The 16,660-nt window shown below is 63.2% G+C and carries 14 protein-coding genes; 13 read left to right on the top strand and 1 reads right to left on the bottom strand.

The window, feature by feature from the left end; all coding sequences use genetic code 11:
* Positions 1–42 precede the first annotated feature (42 nt).
* The 4 genes from doeA to A3AU_RS0128725 all read left to right on the top strand — a co-directional run bounded on the left by doeA (position 43) and on the right by A3AU_RS0128725 (position 4,454).
* On the top strand, positions 43–1,221 hold the full coding sequence (gene doeA / locus A3AU_RS0128740) for an ectoine hydrolase DoeA (protein WP_027055964.1): 1,179 nt from the start codon (positions 43–45) through the stop codon (positions 1,219–1,221).
* A gap of 5 nt (positions 1,222–1,226) precedes the next feature.
* Complete coding sequence (gene doeB / locus A3AU_RS0128735; protein ID WP_027055963.1) at positions 1,227–2,231, top strand: N(2)-acetyl-L-2,4-diaminobutanoate deacetylase DoeB; 1,005 nt, start codon at positions 1,227–1,229, stop codon at positions 2,229–2,231.
* Positions 2,232–2,464: 233 nt separating this feature from the next.
* Positions 2,465–3,586: an acyltransferase family protein gene (locus A3AU_RS0128730; protein WP_027055962.1), complete on the top strand. Its 1,122-nt coding sequence runs from the start codon at positions 2,465–2,467 to the stop codon at positions 3,584–3,586.
* 187 nt (positions 3,587–3,773) lie between these two features.
* The gene (locus tag A3AU_RS0128725; protein WP_027055961.1) at positions 3,774–4,454 is read left to right on the top strand and encodes a GntR family transcriptional regulator; all 681 of its coding nucleotides are present in this window, start codon (positions 3,774–3,776) and stop codon (positions 4,452–4,454) included.
* 135 nt (positions 4,455–4,589) lie between these two features.
* Here the strand turns inward: A3AU_RS0128725 and A3AU_RS0128720 are convergent, their stop codons facing one another.
* A complete protein-coding gene (locus A3AU_RS0128720; RefSeq protein WP_027055960.1) occupies positions 4,590–5,459 on the bottom strand; it encodes a LysR substrate-binding domain-containing protein in 870 nt (289 codons plus the stop codon).
* Positions 5,460–5,730: 271 nt separating this feature from the next.
* On the opposite strand from A3AU_RS0128720, the gene A3AU_RS0128715 reads away from it, so the two are divergent.
* From A3AU_RS0128715 to A3AU_RS0128675, 9 genes are all read left to right on the top strand, one after another.
* Positions 5,731–6,930: a 2-aminoethylphosphonate--pyruvate transaminase gene (locus tag A3AU_RS0128715; RefSeq protein ID WP_027055959.1), complete on the top strand. Its 1,200-nt coding sequence runs from the start codon at positions 5,731–5,733 to the stop codon at positions 6,928–6,930.
* Positions 6,931–6,954: 24 nt separating this feature from the next.
* On the top strand, positions 6,955–8,211 hold the full coding sequence (phnA, locus tag A3AU_RS0128710) for a phosphonoacetate hydrolase (protein WP_027055958.1): 1,257 nt from the start codon (positions 6,955–6,957) through the stop codon (positions 8,209–8,211).
* A 113-nt stretch (positions 8,212–8,324) separates the two neighbouring features.
* The gene (gene phnY, locus A3AU_RS0128705; RefSeq protein WP_027055957.1) at positions 8,325–9,779 is read left to right on the top strand and encodes a phosphonoacetaldehyde dehydrogenase; all 1,455 of its coding nucleotides are present in this window, start codon (positions 8,325–8,327) and stop codon (positions 9,777–9,779) included.
* 5 nt (positions 9,780–9,784) lie between these two features.
* Complete coding sequence (locus A3AU_RS0128700; protein WP_032918299.1) at positions 9,785–10,900, top strand: TIGR03364 family FAD-dependent oxidoreductase; 1,116 nt, start codon at positions 9,785–9,787, stop codon at positions 10,898–10,900.
* Positions 10,901–10,964: 64 nt separating this feature from the next.
* The gene (gene pbfA, locus A3AU_RS0128695) at positions 10,965–12,311 is read left to right on the top strand and encodes a (R)-1-hydroxy-2-aminoethylphosphonate ammonia-lyase (protein WP_027055955.1); all 1,347 of its coding nucleotides are present in this window, start codon (positions 10,965–10,967) and stop codon (positions 12,309–12,311) included.
* A 21-nt stretch (positions 12,312–12,332) separates the two neighbouring features.
* Complete coding sequence (locus A3AU_RS0128690) at positions 12,333–13,346, top strand: 2-hydroxyacid dehydrogenase (RefSeq protein ID WP_027055954.1); 1,014 nt, start codon at positions 12,333–12,335, stop codon at positions 13,344–13,346.
* Positions 13,347–13,596: 250 nt separating this feature from the next.
* A complete protein-coding gene (locus tag A3AU_RS0128685; protein WP_081709701.1) occupies positions 13,597–14,628 on the top strand; it encodes a 2-aminoethylphosphonate ABC transporter substrate-binding protein in 1,032 nt (343 codons plus the stop codon).
* Between the two features lie 32 nt (positions 14,629–14,660).
* Positions 14,661–15,806 carry an ABC transporter ATP-binding protein gene (locus tag A3AU_RS0128680; RefSeq protein WP_081709700.1) on the top strand — a complete coding sequence of 382 codons (1,146 nt, stop codon included), beginning with the start codon at positions 14,661–14,663 and terminating at the stop codon, positions 15,804–15,806.
* Positions 15,799–16,659, top strand: a complete 861-nt coding sequence (locus A3AU_RS0128675; RefSeq protein WP_027055951.1) for a 2-aminoethylphosphonate ABC transporter permease subunit — start codon at positions 15,799–15,801, stop codon at positions 16,657–16,659. Before A3AU_RS0128680 ends, A3AU_RS0128675 begins: the two co-directional genes overlap by 8 nt.
* Position 16,660 lies beyond the last annotated feature (1 nt).

Below are 16,660 nucleotides of genomic sequence, written 5' to 3'. Positions count from 1 at the left end.
AAAAGGATCATGCTCAAGCCCAACAAACGAGGACCAAGAACAATGCAACCAAATCTGAAATTTTCGCGCGGCGAATTTGCGGACCGCCTCGCCAAGACGCGGCGAGCCATGGCGGCGAAGGGCGTCGATCTATTGATCGTCAGCGACCCCTCCAACATGGCCTGGCTGACCGGCTATGACGGCTGGTCCTTCTATGTGCACCAGGCGGTCATCGTGCCGCCGTCGGGGGAGCCCGTCTGGTACGGACGTGGCCAGGATGCCAACGGCGCCAAACGCACCGCCTATCTCGCGCAGGACAACATCGTCGGCTATGCCGACCATTACGTGCAGTCGACCGAGCGTCATCCGATGGATTTCCTGTCCAGCGTGTTGACCGATCGCGGCTGGGGCAAACTCACCATCGGCGTCGAGATGGACAATTACTGGTTCTCCGCCGCCGCCTTCGCCTCGCTGCAGAAGCATCTGCCCAATGCCCGTTTTGTCGATGCAACAGCGCTGGTTAACTGGCAGAGGGCGGTGAAGAGCCCGACGGAGATCGACTATATGCGCAAGGCCGCCCGTATCGTCGAAGCCATGCACCAGCGCATCGTCGACAAGATAGAAGTCGGCATGCGCAAATGCGATCTCGTCGCCGAAATCTACGATGCCGGCACGCGCGGCGTCGACAACATTGGCGGCGACTACCCGGCGATCGTGCCGCTGCTGCCGTCAGGTGCGGATGCCTCGGCGCCACACCTAACCTGGGACGACCAGCCGATGAAGCGAGGCGAGGGCACCTTCTTCGAGATTGCCGGCTGCTATAACCGTTATCACTGTCCTCTGTCGCGCACCGTCTTCCTTGGCAAGCCGACGCAGGAATTCCTTGATGCCGAGAAGGCCACACTGGAAGGCATGGAGGCGGGGCTTGCAGCTGCAAAGCCCGGCAACGCCTGCGAGGACATCGCCAATGCTTTCTTCGCCGTGTTGAGGAAGTACGGCATCGTCAAGGACAACCGCACCGGCTATTCGATCGGTCTTTCCTATCCGCCGGACTGGGGCGAGCGCACGATGAGCCTGCGCCCCGGCGACCGCACCGAACTCAAGCCCGGCATGAGCTTCCACTTCATGACCGGCCTGTGGCTGGAAACGATGGGGCTGGAGATCACGGAGTCGATCCTCATCACTGAAACCAGTGTAGAGTGCCTTGCCAACGTGCCGCGCAAACTGGTGGTGAAGAATTGAGCCCGATGTCCAGCCTCCGTCCATCGCCCATCGCGCCGACTGTCGATTTCGACAAGGATGGCGTGCAGCACGGTTTCCTGCGCTTGCCCTATAGCCGCGACGACTCCGCCTGGGGCTCGGTGATGATCCCGATCTGCGTCATCCGCAACGGCAAGGGACCGACGGCTCTGCTTTCCGGCGGCAACCATGGCGACGAATATGAAGGGCCGCTGGCGCTCTACGATCTTGCCCGCACGCTCGACCCCAGGCAGGTCAGCGGCACGGTGATCGTTGTGCCGGCGATGAACTATCCGGCCTTTCGTGCCGGCACGCGCACGTCGCCGATCGACAAGGGCAACATGAACCGCAGCTTTCCCGGCCGTCCCGACGGTACGGTGACTGAAAAGATCGCCGATTACTTCCAGCGTGAATTGCTGCCCCGCGCCGACATCGTCTTCGACTTCCATTCCGGCGGCAGGACGCTGGACTTCGTGCCGTTCTGCGCCGCACACACTTTGCCCGACAAGGCGCTGGAACAGAAAGCCTTCGACGCGGTCGCGGCATTCTCGGCCCCGTTTTCGATGCGCATGATCGAGATCGACTCGGTCGGCATGTATGACACGGCGGCCGAGGAAATGGGCAAGGTCTTCGTCAGCACGGAACTGGGCGGCGGCGGCACCTCGCGTGCGCAAACCGTGCGGATCGCGCGGCGCGGTATCTTCAACGTGCTGCGCCATGCCGGCATCGTCGATGGTGCGATCGAGACGGGCAGAACGCAGTGGCTGGACATGCCGTCGGGCGATTGTTTCTCCTTCGCCGAGGAAGACGGCATGATCGAAACCATGATCGATCTCGGTGATCCCATCGAGAAGGGCGCGGTGCTGGCACGTATCCATTCCGTTGGTCGCACCGGCATTGCCCCTCAGGAACTCCGGGCAAAAATGTCGGGCATGCTGGCAGCGCGGCATTTTCCCGGCCTGGTCAAGGCCGGCGACTGTGCGGCGGTGGTTGCTGTCGAGGCGGAGGGTTAGGCGCGCCCTCAAGGCACGGCCTGCATATCGACCTGGACGCGCCAGAGGGCGGCAGGCGCGACGTCGACCTTGCGCTGGAAAGCGCCAGAAGTGAATTTTCACGGAAAATAGAAGCCAAAATTAACGAGGAACGGACAGTGTGGCCGCGGGCAGGCGGGAATGCCCGCCGTTGCCTATGCGGGTCGGCCGCAGTGGCGACGATCGTGCAAGGCGCGGGGCACTTGGTCTGAATCATGAAGTCTTCGACTGGAGAACATTATCCGGCGCTGGACCATGTTCGTGGCCTGGCGGCCTTCCTGGTCTTCACGTGGCATTTTCTCCATCAGTCCCCCGATGGTCCCGTTCCGTATGGCTTCGTACCGGCTTTGCCCATCTTCAGCCTTCTGGATGAAGGCAATACCGGCGTTTCGCTGTTCATGGCGCTCTCCGGTTATCTGTTTGCCAAGCTCCTTGATGGAAAACAGGTCCGCTATCTGCCCTTCTTCGCCAACCGGGCGCTGAGGCTGCTTCCGCTTCTGCTGGCCGTGATAGCCATCGAGGCTTGCCGCAGATATGAGGCGGGCCAGCCCTTGGACGAGTATTTCACCGACGTTGGCAAGGGCGTGATCTTCCCCACCCTTCCGAACGGCGGTTGGTCGTTGACCGTGGAAGCCCATTTCTACGTTCTGCTGCCGTTCCTGCTGATGGCGTGCAGGCGGTTCCTGTTCGCGCCCTTGCTGTTCGTCGGGGCAATGATCTTGCTGAGGTCGGCGCTCTATGTGCATTTCGGCGAGGTGCAGTCGGCTGCTGCCTGGACCATCATAGGGCACGCCGATCAGTTTCTGGCCGGCATTCTCGCCTTTCATTTCCGCGCCCATGCGAAAGGCCGGCACTGGCTGGCACTGGCCGTTCTCGTCGCATTTTCGATGTTCTTCGGGTGGTTCGATGCCGCCGGAGGATTTTACCAGCTTGGGCACTATCCTTCGTCGCATTGCATATGGATCATCCTGCCAACCGTAGAGGCGGCGGCCTATGCGTTTGGGATCGCCTATTACGACACCACTTTCCCGAGGAAACGAGAAGGCCTGCCGTTCAAGATCCTGGAGAAGGCGGGAGCCTACAGCTATTCGATCTACCTTCTGCATCTGTTCTTCGTCATGCAGCTTGCGGAGTTCATAAACACGAACGTTATGAGCATAAGCAATTTCTACATTGCCTGCCTCTGGTCCCTGCTGTGCTTTCTGGCGACGATCCCGATCGGCTATCTCAGCTACACCTGTATCGAAGCGCCATTCCTGCGCCTGCGCATACGCTACGCGGAGCCGGCCGCTGCTGATCCGATCCTGTTCAAGGACCAGCCGGCCACGGCCGTATAGGCGGGCGTGCCTCCAACGGGGCAGCGCGCTGCAGAGATATCCGACAAGAAGTATCGGCTTGGGCTTCGGGCATCCCGTCGTTAACGCTCGCTGGTCCGCAGCGGCTCGGGCCAGAACTCGTACACGAGGATACTTATATCCCAATTGGTTTTCCATTACGCTGGACGCCGCGTGAGGGGAGCATCGATTGCGCGGATTTGCGGAAAGCCCGATCGAGAAGCCGAAGACGGTTGCCGAGCAGGTCGCCAACGTTCTGCGCGAGGCCATAGCTAGCGGGACGCTGAAGGCCGGCACGGCTTTGCGCCAGGACGAACTGGCCGAAGAGTTCGGCTTCAGTCGCATGCCGATTCGCGACGCGCTTCGCCAGTTGGAAGCCGAGGGCATCGTGTCCATACATCCGACCAAGGGCGCGCATGTCACCCGGATGGACGGCGCCGAGATCGGCGAAATCTACGCGGTGCGTGAACTGCTAGAATGCGAGGCGCTCCGCCTCTCCATTCCGGCTATATCGGATGGCAAGCTCGATGAGGCCGAACAGGCACTCGACCAGATCGACGCGGAGCGCAATGTCGGCCGCTGGGGGGCGCTGAACCGGACCTTTCATCTGTTGCTCTATCATGCCTGCGGCAACCAGCGTCTGCTCGGCCTGATCGAGGCGCATCATAACGCCGCCGACCGCTATGTCCGCATCCTCTTGTCGAGTCTCGACTATCGCACCCGCTCGCAGAGCGAGCATCGCGACCTGCTCGCCGCCTGCCGTCAGCGCGACGGCAGAAAGGCCGTGAACGTTCTGCGGCAGCATCTGCGCGAAGGCAGCGCGACGCTCGTCAACGCGATTGAGGATGGCGGCATGTCGCGAAGGCCTTAGCCCTGGCAGGCAAGACCGAAACCGACCCCGAAAGGTCACGCTAATGTCTGATGGTTTCATCGGCTGTGGCGCGCTGGTCGAGGCGAAGCCGTCGACGGCACGGAAGGCCGAGGTAGCCGAGATTGCTGTCGCCGCTCAATCCGGCGACATAGAGCGCGCCATGTCGAGAAAGGCACGCACCAGCTTGCCGCCGCTTCGCTCGCGCAGGCAGATCAGCGCTTCGTCCATAAGGGTTTCAGGGGCGTCGATGGTGATCGGCACCAGACGCGAATCCTGGCCGAATTCGGCCGCCGAGACAAAGCCGATGCCGGCGCCCGAGGCGACGATCTCGCGCACCGCCTCGCGCCCCTCGGCTTCGATCACTGGCCTGAGTTCGACCTTTGACGCCGCGGCCAGGTCCTCCAGCTTTTGGCGCGTCTTCGAGCCGCGCTCGCGCATGACCAGTGGTTCCTGCGCCAGTTGCTTCAGCGTCACCGACTTTTTTCCCGACAGCGGATGGTCGATGGAGGTGAAGGCGATGATCGGCGTCGAGTTCAGCTTCAGCACCTCGAAATCGCGCCCGGCCGGTATCTCGCCCAGGACGCCGATGTCGGCATCATAGCTGTAGAGGCTGCTGATCACCGTTTCGGTGTTGCCGGAGCGCACCGAGACCTGGACGCCGGGGTAGCGCGTCCGGAAGCTGCCGAGGATGTGCAGCAGGTGGTGCGCCGCATCGGCGACGATGCGCAGCGTGCCGGAACGCAGCGCGCGCGACTCGGTCAGCAACTCTAGCGCCTGCTGTTCGGTATCGAACATGCGGTGGGTTATCTCAAGCAGCTTCTGGCCCGAATGGGTCAGCGTGACCTGCTTCTTGTTGCGGTTGAACAGCAGCACATCATACTCTTCCTCGAGCTTGCGCACCTGGTCCGATATGGCCGGCTGGGTCAGGAACAGTGCTTCCGCGGCCCGAGAAAAACCGCCTGAGATCGCCACCTGATGGAAGGCTCGCAGCTGAACGTAGCGCATTCTTTTTCACCGTCGGGATATCCGGAATCGTGTAGCAATCTACCATAAGCCCAGGTTTCCAGAAGGCCGAGACAAACGATTTGGCTTATGGTCAAAAAGCGAATTTATCCGGCTTCACAGCCGTGTCATGACCGCGATGCAATTTGTATCACGTGGCTCGTCCTACTATCGCAAAAATCGATACTTCGATACAAAATAACGATTTTACAAATATGTCGTTCAGGCCAAGAATAAGGCCACATCAAAATGCAGTGATCTGTCGGAGGACACCATGCTCGCCGAAACGAAGTTTGCCGCGGAGCCGCTGGCCAAGCCGGCACTGGGCGAGCCCTATCTGCTGACGCCGGGTCCGCTCACCACGGCCTATTCGGTCAAGCAGGCGATGCTGCGGGACTGGGGGTCCTGGGATGGCGACTTCCGTGCCATGACCGCCGACATGCGGCGCCGGCTGCTGGCGCTGACCGGGGACGCGAAAGGCGAATTCGACTGCGTGCCGATGCAAGGCTCGGGCTCGTTCTGCGTCGAGGCGATGCTCGGTTCCTTCGTGCCCGGGGACGGCAAGGTGCTGGTGCTGGCCAATGGCGCATACGGGCTGCGCGCCGCGCAGACCATGCAGTATCTCGGCCGCGCCTACACGCTGATCGACAAGGGCGACTACCTACCGCCGCGCGGCGACGAGGTGGCGGCCGCTCTCGATGCCGATCCGGCCATCACCCATGTCATCGCTATCCATTGCGAGACCAGTTCCGGCATTTTGAATCCGGTCGCCGAGATTGCCGAGGCCGTCCATGCCAAGGGCCGCAAGCTGCTGGTCGATTCCATGAGCGCCTTCGGCGCCATCGCGCTCGACGTCAACGAAATCCGTTACGAGGCGATGGTTTCCTCCGCCAACAAATGCATCGAGGGCGTGCCGGGCTTCGGCTTCATCATCGCCCGCAAGACCGAACTCGAAGCCGCCAAGGGCCGCAGCCACTCGCTGTCGCTCGACGTCCATGCGCAGTGGGCGCACATGAACAAATCAGGCCAGTGGCGCTACACGCCGCCGACGCATGTCGTTGCCGCCTTCCTCGAAGCGTTGCGCCAGCATGAGGCCGAGGGCGGCGTCGCCGGCCGCGGCGCTCGCTACACAAGGAACCGCGACGTCATGGTGGCCGGCATGCGCGAGCTCGGCTTCGAGACGTTGCTGAAAGACCGCTGGCTGTCGCCGATCATCGTCACCTTCTTCAACCCGGCCCATCCCAACTTCACCTTCGATCGCTTCTACGAGCTGATGAAGGACAAGGGCTTCATCATCTATCCGGGCAAACTGACCGTGGTTGATAGTTTCCGGGTCGGCTGCATCGGCCAGATGGACGAACATGTCATGCGCCGCGTCGTCGAGGCGGCGGCTCTCTCGCTCCATGAAATGGGCGTCGACACCGCCGCTCCGCCCGCCGCGGCAATCGCCGAACGCGCCAAACTTGCCGCCTGAGGCGGCAGATCTCGAGGATTTTCGATGAATCAGATGTCTCCCATCAACGTCGCCGTCAACGGCCGCACCTACGCATGGCCGCGTGTGCCGGCGATCGCCATCTGCCTGGACGGCTGCGAGCCGGCCTATCTCGACGAAGCGATCAAGGCCGGGCTGATGCCGGCCTTGGTCAGGATCAAGCAGAAGGGCACGGTGCGCTTTGCGCACTCGGTCATCCCGAGCTTCACCAACCCCAACAATCTGTCGATCGCCACCGGTCGCCCGCCTTCAGTGCATGGCATTTGCGGCAACTATCTCTACGAGCGCGAGACCGGCAAGGAAGTGATGATGAACGACCCGCGCTTCCTGCGCGCGCCGACCGTTTTCCAGGCCTTCTATGATGCCGGCGCCAAGGTCGCCGTGGTCACCGCCAAGGACAAGCTGCGCGCGCTGCTCGGCAAGGGGCTCGCCTTCGACGAAGGCCGCGCGCTGTGCTTCTCGGCCGAAAAGTCCGATACCACGACTCTAGCCCAGCATGGCATCGACAACGCCTCGAAGCATTTCGGCCTGCCGGTGCCCGAGGTTTATTCGGCCGAATTGTCTGAATTCGTATTCGCCGCCGGCGTCCAGTTGCTCAGGGAATTCCGCCCCGACATCATGTACCTGACGACGACGGACTATGTGCAGCACAAATACGCGCCGGGCGTTCCCCAGGCCAACGCCTTCTACGAGATGTTCGACAAGTACTTGACCGAGCTCGATGCGCTGGGCGCGGCGATCGTCGTCACCGCCGACCACGGCATGAAGCCCAAGCACAAGGCGGATGGTTCGCCCGACGTGGTCTACGTCCAGGACTTGCTCGACGAATGGCTGGGCAAGGACGCGGCCAGGGTCATCCTGCCGATCACCGACCCCTATGTCGTGCATCACGGGGCGCTGGGCTCATTCGCCACGGCCTATCTGCCTGACGGCGCCGACCAGGCCGGCATCATGGCACGGCTGGCGAAGATCGACGGCATCATGCTGGTTGTCGATAGCCCGACCGCCTGCGAGCGTTTCGAACTGCCGGCCGACCGCATCGGCGACATCGTGCTGATCTCCACCGAAAACAAGACGATCGGCACCTCGGAGCATCGCCACGATCTGGCGGCGCTGAACGAACCGCTGCGCTCGCATGGCGGGCTGACCGAGCAGGAGGTGCCGTTCATCGTCAATCGCGTGCTGCCGGACCTGCCGAACGAACCCACGCTGCGCAATTTCGACGCCTTCTACTACGCGACGATGGCGGCTGCGCTGGCGTGAGCGTTGAGTTGGGTGTCAGCAAGGTATGTAGGCATTCATGATGGTGCTGGCCGACACGCGATGGCCCGCCGACAAGAGATCAATGTTGCTCGCTGAGCATCGGAAACACTGACATGACCCAACTCGACCCTTCCATCAAAGTTCGCCACGAGCCGATGCGTATCGCCGGCAAGAAGGTCGATGCCGATGGCATCGTCGAGGTGCGCTACCCCTGGAACGACACCGTTATCGGCACCGTGCCCGCCGGTCGCGCCGAGCATGCGCGACGAGCCTTCGAGATCGCTGCCGGTTACAAGTCGAAGCTGACCCGTTACGAGCGCCAGCAGATCCTGTTCCGCACCGCAGAGGCGCTGGCCTCGCGCCGGGAGGAGATATCCGATCTCATCACGCTGGAACTCGGCATCTCCAAGACGGATTCGCTCTATGAGGTCGGCCGCGCCTATGACGTGTTCACGCTGTCGGCGCAGATGTGCATCCAAGATGACGGCCAGATATTCTCCTGCGATCTCACCCCGCACGGCAAGGCGCGCAAGATCTTCACCATCCGCGAGCCGCTGAAGGCGATCTCGGCGATTACGCCGTTCAACCATCCGCTCAACATGGTCTCGCACAAGGTGGCGCCGGCGATCGCCACCAACAATTGCGTGGTAGTCAAGCCGACCGAACTGACGCCGATGACGGCGCTGCTTCTGGCCGACATCCTCTACGAGGCCGGCCTGCCGCCGGAAATGCTGTCGGTGGTGACCGGCTGGCCGGCCGATATCGGCAACGAGATGATCACCAACGACAACATCGACCTGATCACCTTCACCGGCGGTGTTCCCGTCGGCAAGATGATCGCTCGCACCGCCGGCTACAAGCGCCAGGTGCTGGAACTCGGCGGCAATGATCCCCTGATCATCCTCAACGATTTGTCGGACGAGGATCTGGCAAGGGCAGCTGACCTGGCGGTGGCCGGAGCGACGAAAAACTCCGGCCAGCGCTGCACGGCGGTCAAGCGCATCCTGGTCCAGGAAAGCGTCGCCGACCGTTTCGTGCCGTTGGTGCTTGAGCGGGCGAAGAAGATCCGCTTCGGCGACCCGATGGACCGCTCGACCGACCTCGGCACCGTCGTGCACGAGAAGGCGGCCGCACTCTTCGAAGCCCGCGTTCACATGGCCGCCGAACAAGGCGCCGACATCCTCTACAACCCCGGCCGCCAGGGTGCGCTGCTGCCGCCGATCGTCGTCGATCGCGTGCCGCACACCTCCGAGCTGGTCATGGAAGAAACGTTTGGGCCGATCATCCCGATCGTGCGCGCTCCCGATGATGACGAGGCGTTGATCAAGCTATCCAACTCGACCGCCTTCGGACTTTCGTCGGGCGTCTGCACCAACTCGTTTCCCCGCATGCAGAAATACATCGCCGGCCTCGAGGTTGGCACGGTCAACATCTGGGAAGTGCCGGGCTACCGTATCGAGATGTCGCCTTTCGGCGGCATCAAGGACAGCGGCAATGGCTACAAGGAAGGCGTCATCGAGGCGATGAAGAGCTACACCAACGTCAAGACTTTTTCGCTGCCGTGGTAGGCTCGATGGACCGCTACGATCTCGCCGTCGTCGGCTCGGGCATCGTCGGGCTGGCGCATGCGCTGGCGGCGGTGCGGCGCGGGCTCGGCGTCGTTGTCGTCGACCGCGACCAGAAGGCGAATGGCGCCTCGATCCGCAATTTCGGCCTTGTCGTCGTCACCGGGCAGGATTCTGGCCTGTCGCGCCGGCGCGCCGAACGCAGCCGGCAGGTCTGGCTCGACCTCGCCGGCGAGGCAGGGTTGGAAATTCTGCAGCGCGGCAAGCTGGTCGCCGCGCAGCGCCCGGAAGCGCTGGCTCTGCTGGAGGCCTTCAGGTCCGGACAGGATGGCCAGGACTGCAAGCTGCTGACGGCACGCGAAGCGGCCGCACACCTTGATGGCCTGGATGAGAAGGCGCTTGTCGGCGGGCTCTACAGCCCATTCGAATTGCGGGTCGAATCGCGTGAGGTTCTGCCCAGGCTGACGTCGTTCCTGGCCGAAATGCACGGCGTCGAATTTCGCAACGGCATCTCGGTGACATCGATCGCCGCGCCGGTCGTCGAGACCAGTTCGGGCCGTCTGTATGCCGAAAAGATCGTGGTCTGCCCCGGTGATGATTTTGCCTCGCTCTATCCCGAGCGGATGGGCCAATATGGTATCAGGCGCTGCAAGCTTCAGATGCTGCGGCTTGCCGACCCCGGACACCGGTTTCGCTCGGCCCTGACCTCCGATCTCAGCCTGCTGCGATACGGCGGCTTCTCCTGCCTGCCGGAGGCCGGCGCCTTGCGGAAAAGATTGACCGAACAGTGCGGCGCGGCGCTGGAAAACGGCGTCCATCTGATCGTCGTGCAAAGCGCCGACGGCTCTCTGGTCATCGGCGATTCCCATCACTACGGCATGACGCTCGATCCATTCGGGTCGGATGCGGTAGACCAGCTTATCCTCGATGAATTCAAGACCTTGTTCGGCGGCAAGGCGCCTGAGGTGGTCGCGCGTTGGACGGGAACCTATGCGTCGGCGGGCTCTGCGATGATCCGCGACGCCCCGCATGACGATGTGCGGCTCGTCATAGTCACCAGCGGCACGGGTGCCAGCACCGGATTCGCCATTGGCGAGGAGACCGTCGCGGAGCTGTTTGGATGATTGATATCTTATGGTGCAAGGCTTCGCTGCACCGGCAAAGGCGCGACAATACGTGTGAGGAACAATGACCCTCGTCCATACCGAAGGTGAATCGAACAGTTCCGCCGCGCGCGGCGCCTGGACGGCAAAACAGGATGACGCGCCAACGCGTCGCCTGCTTGCGCGCGATGCCGCCGCCTTCCTGCACCAGAGCCTGTCCAGCCCGTGTGTCTCGGCCATCGCCAAGGCCGAAGGCATCTGGATCGAGGATATCGCCGGGCGGCGCTACATGGATTTCCATGGCAACAGCGTGCACCACATCGGCTACGGCCATCCGCGCCTGAAGGAAGCGATCCGCGCGCAGATGGACGCCTTGCCCTTCGCGCCGCGCCGTTTCGCCTGCGAGCCGGCGGTGGAGCTCGCCGAGACGCTCGGCGAACTGGCGCCGGGAAATCTCGGCAAGGTGCTGTTCACCACCGGCGGGTCCGATGCGATCGAGGTAGCGCTGAAGCTGGCGCGTGCGGCCACCGGCCGCTTCAAGACGCTGTCCTTCTGGGATGCCTTCCATGGTGCCGGCTTTGGCGCGTCGAGCGTCGGCGGCGAGGCGACCTTCCGGTCGGGCATTGCCGGGCCGCTTCTGCCTGGCGCCGAGCATGTCGCGCCGTGGGCGCCGCACAACTGCCCCTATGGCACCACTTCGCTGGAGGAGTCTGCCCGCGCCTGCGCCAGCATGATCTCCTACGTGCTCGGCCGCGAAGGTGATTTTGCTGCCTTCATCGCCGAACCGATGCGGGCGACGCCGCTGGTGCCGGCGCCCGGTTTCTGGAAGGCGGTGCGCGAGGCCTGCGACCGCCACGGCACACTGCTGATCTTCGACGAGATACCGACCGGCCTTGGCAAGACCGGAAAATTCTTTGCGTCCGAGCATGACGGCGTCACGCCCGACATGATCGTGCTCGGCAAGTCTCTGGGTGGGGGCATCCTGCCCATCGCCTCGGTGATCGCGCGGCGCGACCTCGACGTCGCCGGCGACTACGCCATCGGCCACTACACGCATGAGAAGAACCCGGTCACCGCGCGCGCCGCGCTGACCACTATCGCCATCGTGCGCGAGGAGGGACTGGCCGAGCGCGCCGCCGAGCTCGGCGCCCATGCCATGGCACGCATGAACGACCTCATGCGGCGCTCGCCCTTCGTTGGCGACGTCAGGGGCAGGGGATTGCTGTTCGGCGTCGAGATGGTCGAGGACAAGGCAAGCCGCGCGCCGGCGCGCGCGCTCGCCGAAAAGGTCTATTACCGTTGCCTCGAACAAGGGCTGAGCTTCAAGATCAGCCAGGGCAATGCGCTCACCCTTTCGCCGCCGCTCGTTATCGCGCGGGCCGACCTCGACCGGGCGCTGGACATCGTCGAGGCCGCGGTGCTCGCTGGCTGAGCATGAGGAGTGTTGTCGATAATGAAGGCCGTGCGCACCGACCGGGAACTCGAATGTCCCGAAATTGATGCCGGCTTGCGGGCGAGGGGCGTCGAACTGGTGACGCTGCCGGATGGCATTTCCGAAGACGATCTCATCGATGCGGTCGCCGATGCCGATCTTCTGCTCATGTGCTACACGCCGATCACCGCACGGGTGATCGAGGCGGCTCCCAGATTGAAGGGCATCGTCAAATACGGTGTCGGCATCGACGCCATCGACATCCCGGCTGCGATGCGGCGCGGCATTCCTGTCGTCAATGTGCCCGACTATGCCGAGGAAACCGTGGCTGAGGGCGCCTTCGCCCTGATGATATCGCTGGCCAAGCGGCTGCCGGCGATCACCGCGGCGGTTTTGCGCGATGGCTGGGTCTGGCCCGCGCAACGCTGGCTCGGGCGCGACATTTCCGGGGCCACGCTGGGGCTCGTCGGCTGCGGCAAGATCGGCCGCAGCATGGCGCGCATGGCCGGCCACGGGTTTCGTGCCCGGGTGCTCGGCCTCGATCCCGGAGTCGATGCGGCGACGATGCAGGGCGCCGGCATCGAGAAGGTCGACGATCTGCAGGCCATGCTGCGTGCCTGCGATTTCGTTTCCCTCCATTGTGTACTCAATGACGGGACGCGTGGTCTGATCGGCAAGGCCGAACTCGCCTGCCTCAAACCTTCCGCCATCATCATCAATGTTTCGCGCGGCGCGCTCGTCGACGAGGCGGCGCTTGTCGAGGCGATCGTTGCCGGGGCGATTGGCGGCGCCGGGCTCGATGTCTATTCGGTCGAGCCGCTGGCCAGATCAGGCCATCCGATGAGCGCCCTGTTCGATCGCGACAATGTGATCCTGTTTCCGCATCTCACCTTCTTCACGCATGAAGCGATGCGCCGGCTCGGGGACGATACGCTTGCGCGCTGCTTCGAGATACTCGAGGACCGGCCGGTGACCATCCGCTCGCATGATCCGCGTCTGCGAGCGCAGGCATCGGGCGTTTCATTCGGCCGATAGTCTTTGTTCTTCAAACAGATAGACGCCTTGCCCATAACTGCTTTGGCGCCCGCGACAAGCATGCGACAGTTCCATGACAAATATCAGAAGAAGTTTGTCTGTCATAAAATAAATAGATTTTACTTATCGATCACCGATCCCCACAGTTGTCACAACGACGACATCCAATCGGCTCAACGTCCGCCAGAGACGAAGGTGGTCGGTCCTAGTGCATCGCAGAATGTGCCTTCAATCACAGGGGAACTGATCCATGAAATCGCGCAATGCAAGCATCGCAATGGCCCTCGCCGTGTCGCTCTTGGCTTCGTCGGCTCTCGTCGGCCCGGCCTTCGCCGACGGCGTCGTCACTATCTATTCCGCCGACGGCCTCCATGACGGCAATGGCAGCTGGTACGAGACCGAATTCGCCGCCTTCACCAAGGCCACAGGCATCACCGTGCAGTATATCGAGGCTGGCTCCGGCGGCGTCGTCGAGCGTGTCGCCAAGGAAAAATCGAACCCGCAGGCCGACGTGCTGGTGACGCTGCCGCCCTTCGTCCAGCGCGCCGCCGCCGGCGGCTTGCTGCAGGACTACAAGCCGGAAGGCGCCGACCAGATCGACGGCGGCACCGACAAGTATCGGCCTGTCGTCAACAACTACATGAACTTCATCTACAACAGCGCCGTGCTGTCGGAAGCGCCGAAAAGCTACAACGACCTGCTCGATCCCAAGTTCAAGGGCAAGATCCAGTATTCTACCCCCGGTCAGGCCGGCGACGGCACTGCCGTGATGCTGCAGGTCATCCATGCCTTTGGCGGCGAGGATGCCGGCTTCGAGTTCATGAAGAAGCTGCAGGACAACAATGTCGGCCCGTCCGCCTCAACGGGCAAGCTGACCGCGCTGGTCAACAAGGGCGAACTGCACGTCGCCAATGGCGATCTGCAGATGAACATGTCGCAGATGGCCGACAATCCCAACATCAAGGTGTTCTGGCCGGCCGGACCTGACGGCGTGCGCTCCACTTTCGCGCTGCCCTATGAGATCGGCCTGGTCACCAGTGCGCCCAATGCCGACAACGGCAAGAAGCTGATCGACTTCCTGCTCGCCAAGGAAGCCCAGTCCACCATAAGCTCGGTTGCTCTCGGTATGCCCGCCCGCAAGGATGTCAAACCCGATGACGCCAACTTCGCCAAGCTGCAGGAGGCGATGAAGGGCCTGACCATCTGGTCGCCGAACTGGGACGAGGCGCTGAGCAAGCTTCCCGACTACGTCAAGAAGTGGAACGAGGCGACCGGGAGCTGACACCCGAGGGCAGAAATCCGGAGGACCAAGCCATGTCGGCCGCCGCCTTTACTGGTACCAGTGTCATGGACATCGACGCCGCGAAAATTCGCGGCGCCGGCTCCAATGTCCACTTCGACAAGGTCAGCGTCGCCTATGGCGCACATGTCGTCTTGCACCCGCTGACGCTCGACATCGCGCCCGGTGAAATCCTGGCGATGATCGGTCCCTCCGGCTCCGGCAAGACCACCGCTCTGCGCGCCGTCGCCGGCTTCGTGCGGCCGGTCAGCGGCCGCATCCGTATCGGCGCCACGGACGTCACCGATCTGCCGCCCTACGAACGCGGCCTCGGCATGGTGGTGCAGAACTACGCGCTGTTTCCGCACATGCGGGTGGAAGACAACGTTGCCTTTGGGCTGCGGGCGCAAGGTGCCGAAAAGGCGCTGATCGCCGAGCGGGTCAAGGATGCGCTCGGCACTGTCGGCATGGCGACTTTTGCCCGGCGCTATCCGCGCGAGCTGTCGGGCGGGCAGCAGCAGCGTGTGGCGATTGCTCGGGCGCTTGCCGTCAGACCGCGTGTGCTGCTGCTCGACGAGCCGCTGTCGGCGCTCGACGCGCAGATTCGCCGCAACATGGTCGAGGAGATCGCTCGCCTGCACCGCAGCCTGCCGGGCCTGACGATCCTCTATGTCACCCACGACCAGACCGAGGCGCTGACGCTTGCCGACAAGATCGCCATCATGCGCGATGGCAGGGTCTGTTCGCATGGCCCAACGACGGAACTCTACCGCCGCCCGCCGAACCGCTTCACCGCCGAGTTTCTCGGCCGTGCCAACCTTCTGCCGGTCACGGTTGCCGAGGCCGTCGGCTCGAAGGGCTTTGCCACGGCAAGGCATGGCGACGCGGTGCTGACGGGCGCCGGCCGCGACGAGAAGGCCGGTGACAGGAGCCTGCTCTGCATCCGGCCGCAGCATCTCAGCCTGACTGCCGAAAGCCAGCATACCAACCGCATCGTCGGCACATTGCGGGAAGTGCACTGGCAGGGTGAACTCACGCATCTTGTGCTCGATGTCGGCGGCACGCCGGTGCGCGTCTCGGCAACGAAATTGCCCATCGCCTTGCCCGAACCCGGCGCCCAGTTGCCGCTGTTCTTCGCCCCTGCCGACACCTCGCTGCTGCCGGAAGACGCCGGTGTCTGACGCGGTCGCCATCGGTTCGCCGGTCACCATCAGGCGGGAACCCGGCAAATTCTGGATCGTGCCGCCGGCGGCGCTGCTGGCGCTGCTGTTCTTCTATCCACTGGCGCTCATCGCCCGGCAGGCCTTCCTCGACGACAGCGGTGTCGCCAATGCCGCCGAGATCTTTCGCGTGCTGCATTCGCGCTTCTTCCTCAACGCGCTGGTCAACACGGTGACGATCTCGATTGCCGCGACGGCCGGATGCCTGATCGTTGGCCTCGTGCTGGCGCTGATCCTTGCCTTCGTGCCGTTCCCCGGCTCAGGCTTCATCGCCCGGCTGATCGACACCTTCATCGCGCTGCCGACCTTCCTGGTGACGCTTGCCTTCACCTTTCTCTACGGTTCCGCCGGCATGCTCAACACCGGGCTGATGGAGGCCTTCTCGCTGCCGCTGCCGCCTGTCGATTTCCTCTATTCGACCTGGGGCGTGGTCCTGGCCGAAGTCACCGTCTACACGCCCTTCATCTTGCGGCCGCTGCTCGCCGCCTTTTCGCTGGTCGACCGCGGCCAGATCGAAGCGGCAAGCGTGCTTGGCGCGCGCCCGTTCCGCATTGTCCGCCAGGTCATCCTGCCGGCTGCGATCCCCGCGCTCATAGCCGGCGGCAGCCTGTGCCTGCTGCTCACCGTCAACGAATTCGGCATCGTGCTGTTCATCGGCGCCAAGGGTGTCATCACGCTGCCTCTGCTGATCTACGGCAAGGCGATCCAGGAATCCGCTTACCAGGTTGCCTGTATCATCGCCGTGATCAACATCGCGCTGTCGCTCGGACTGTTCGGCCTCTACCGTTTCGCCGCCGGCCGGTTGGGGGCTTAGC

Origin of the sequence: Mesorhizobium erdmanii USDA 3471, assembly GCF_000472705.1 — a bacterium.
GTDB lineage: Bacteria > Pseudomonadota > Alphaproteobacteria > Rhizobiales > Rhizobiaceae > Mesorhizobium > Mesorhizobium erdmanii.
The sequence above is the reverse complement of the archived record's forward strand: the minus strand, read 5'-3'. Positions and strand labels throughout refer to the sequence as shown.

What these genes read in the sequence shown, in the direction of transcription:
- doeA (WP_027055964.1), top strand. Translation starts at nt 43, where the DNA reads ATGCAACCAAATCTGAAATTTTCGCGCGGCGAATTTGCGGACCGCCTC.
- doeB (WP_027055963.1), top strand. Translation starts at nt 1,227, where the DNA reads ATGTCCAGCCTCCGTCCATCGCCCATCGCGCCGACTGTCGATTTCGAC.
- A3AU_RS0128730 (WP_027055962.1), top strand. Translation starts at nt 2,465, where the DNA reads ATGAAGTCTTCGACTGGAGAACATTATCCGGCGCTGGACCATGTTCGT.
- A3AU_RS0128720 (WP_027055960.1), bottom strand. Translation starts at nt 5,459, where the DNA reads ATGCGCTACGTTCAGCTGCGAGCCTTCCATCAGGTGGCGATCTCAGGC.
- A3AU_RS0128715 (WP_027055959.1), top strand. Translation starts at nt 5,731, where the DNA reads ATGCTCGCCGAAACGAAGTTTGCCGCGGAGCCGCTGGCCAAGCCGGCA.
- phnA (WP_027055958.1), top strand. Translation starts at nt 6,955, where the DNA reads ATGAATCAGATGTCTCCCATCAACGTCGCCGTCAACGGCCGCACCTAC.
- phnY (WP_027055957.1), top strand. Translation starts at nt 8,325, where the DNA reads ATGACCCAACTCGACCCTTCCATCAAAGTTCGCCACGAGCCGATGCGT.
- A3AU_RS0128700 (WP_032918299.1), top strand. Translation starts at nt 9,785, where the DNA reads ATGGACCGCTACGATCTCGCCGTCGTCGGCTCGGGCATCGTCGGGCTG.
- pbfA (WP_027055955.1), top strand. Translation starts at nt 10,965, where the DNA reads ATGACCCTCGTCCATACCGAAGGTGAATCGAACAGTTCCGCCGCGCGC.
- A3AU_RS0128690 (WP_027055954.1), top strand. Translation starts at nt 12,333, where the DNA reads ATGAAGGCCGTGCGCACCGACCGGGAACTCGAATGTCCCGAAATTGAT.
- A3AU_RS0128685 (WP_081709701.1), top strand. Translation starts at nt 13,597, where the DNA reads ATGAAATCGCGCAATGCAAGCATCGCAATGGCCCTCGCCGTGTCGCTC.
- A3AU_RS0128680 (WP_081709700.1), top strand. Translation starts at nt 14,661, where the DNA reads ATGTCGGCCGCCGCCTTTACTGGTACCAGTGTCATGGACATCGACGCC.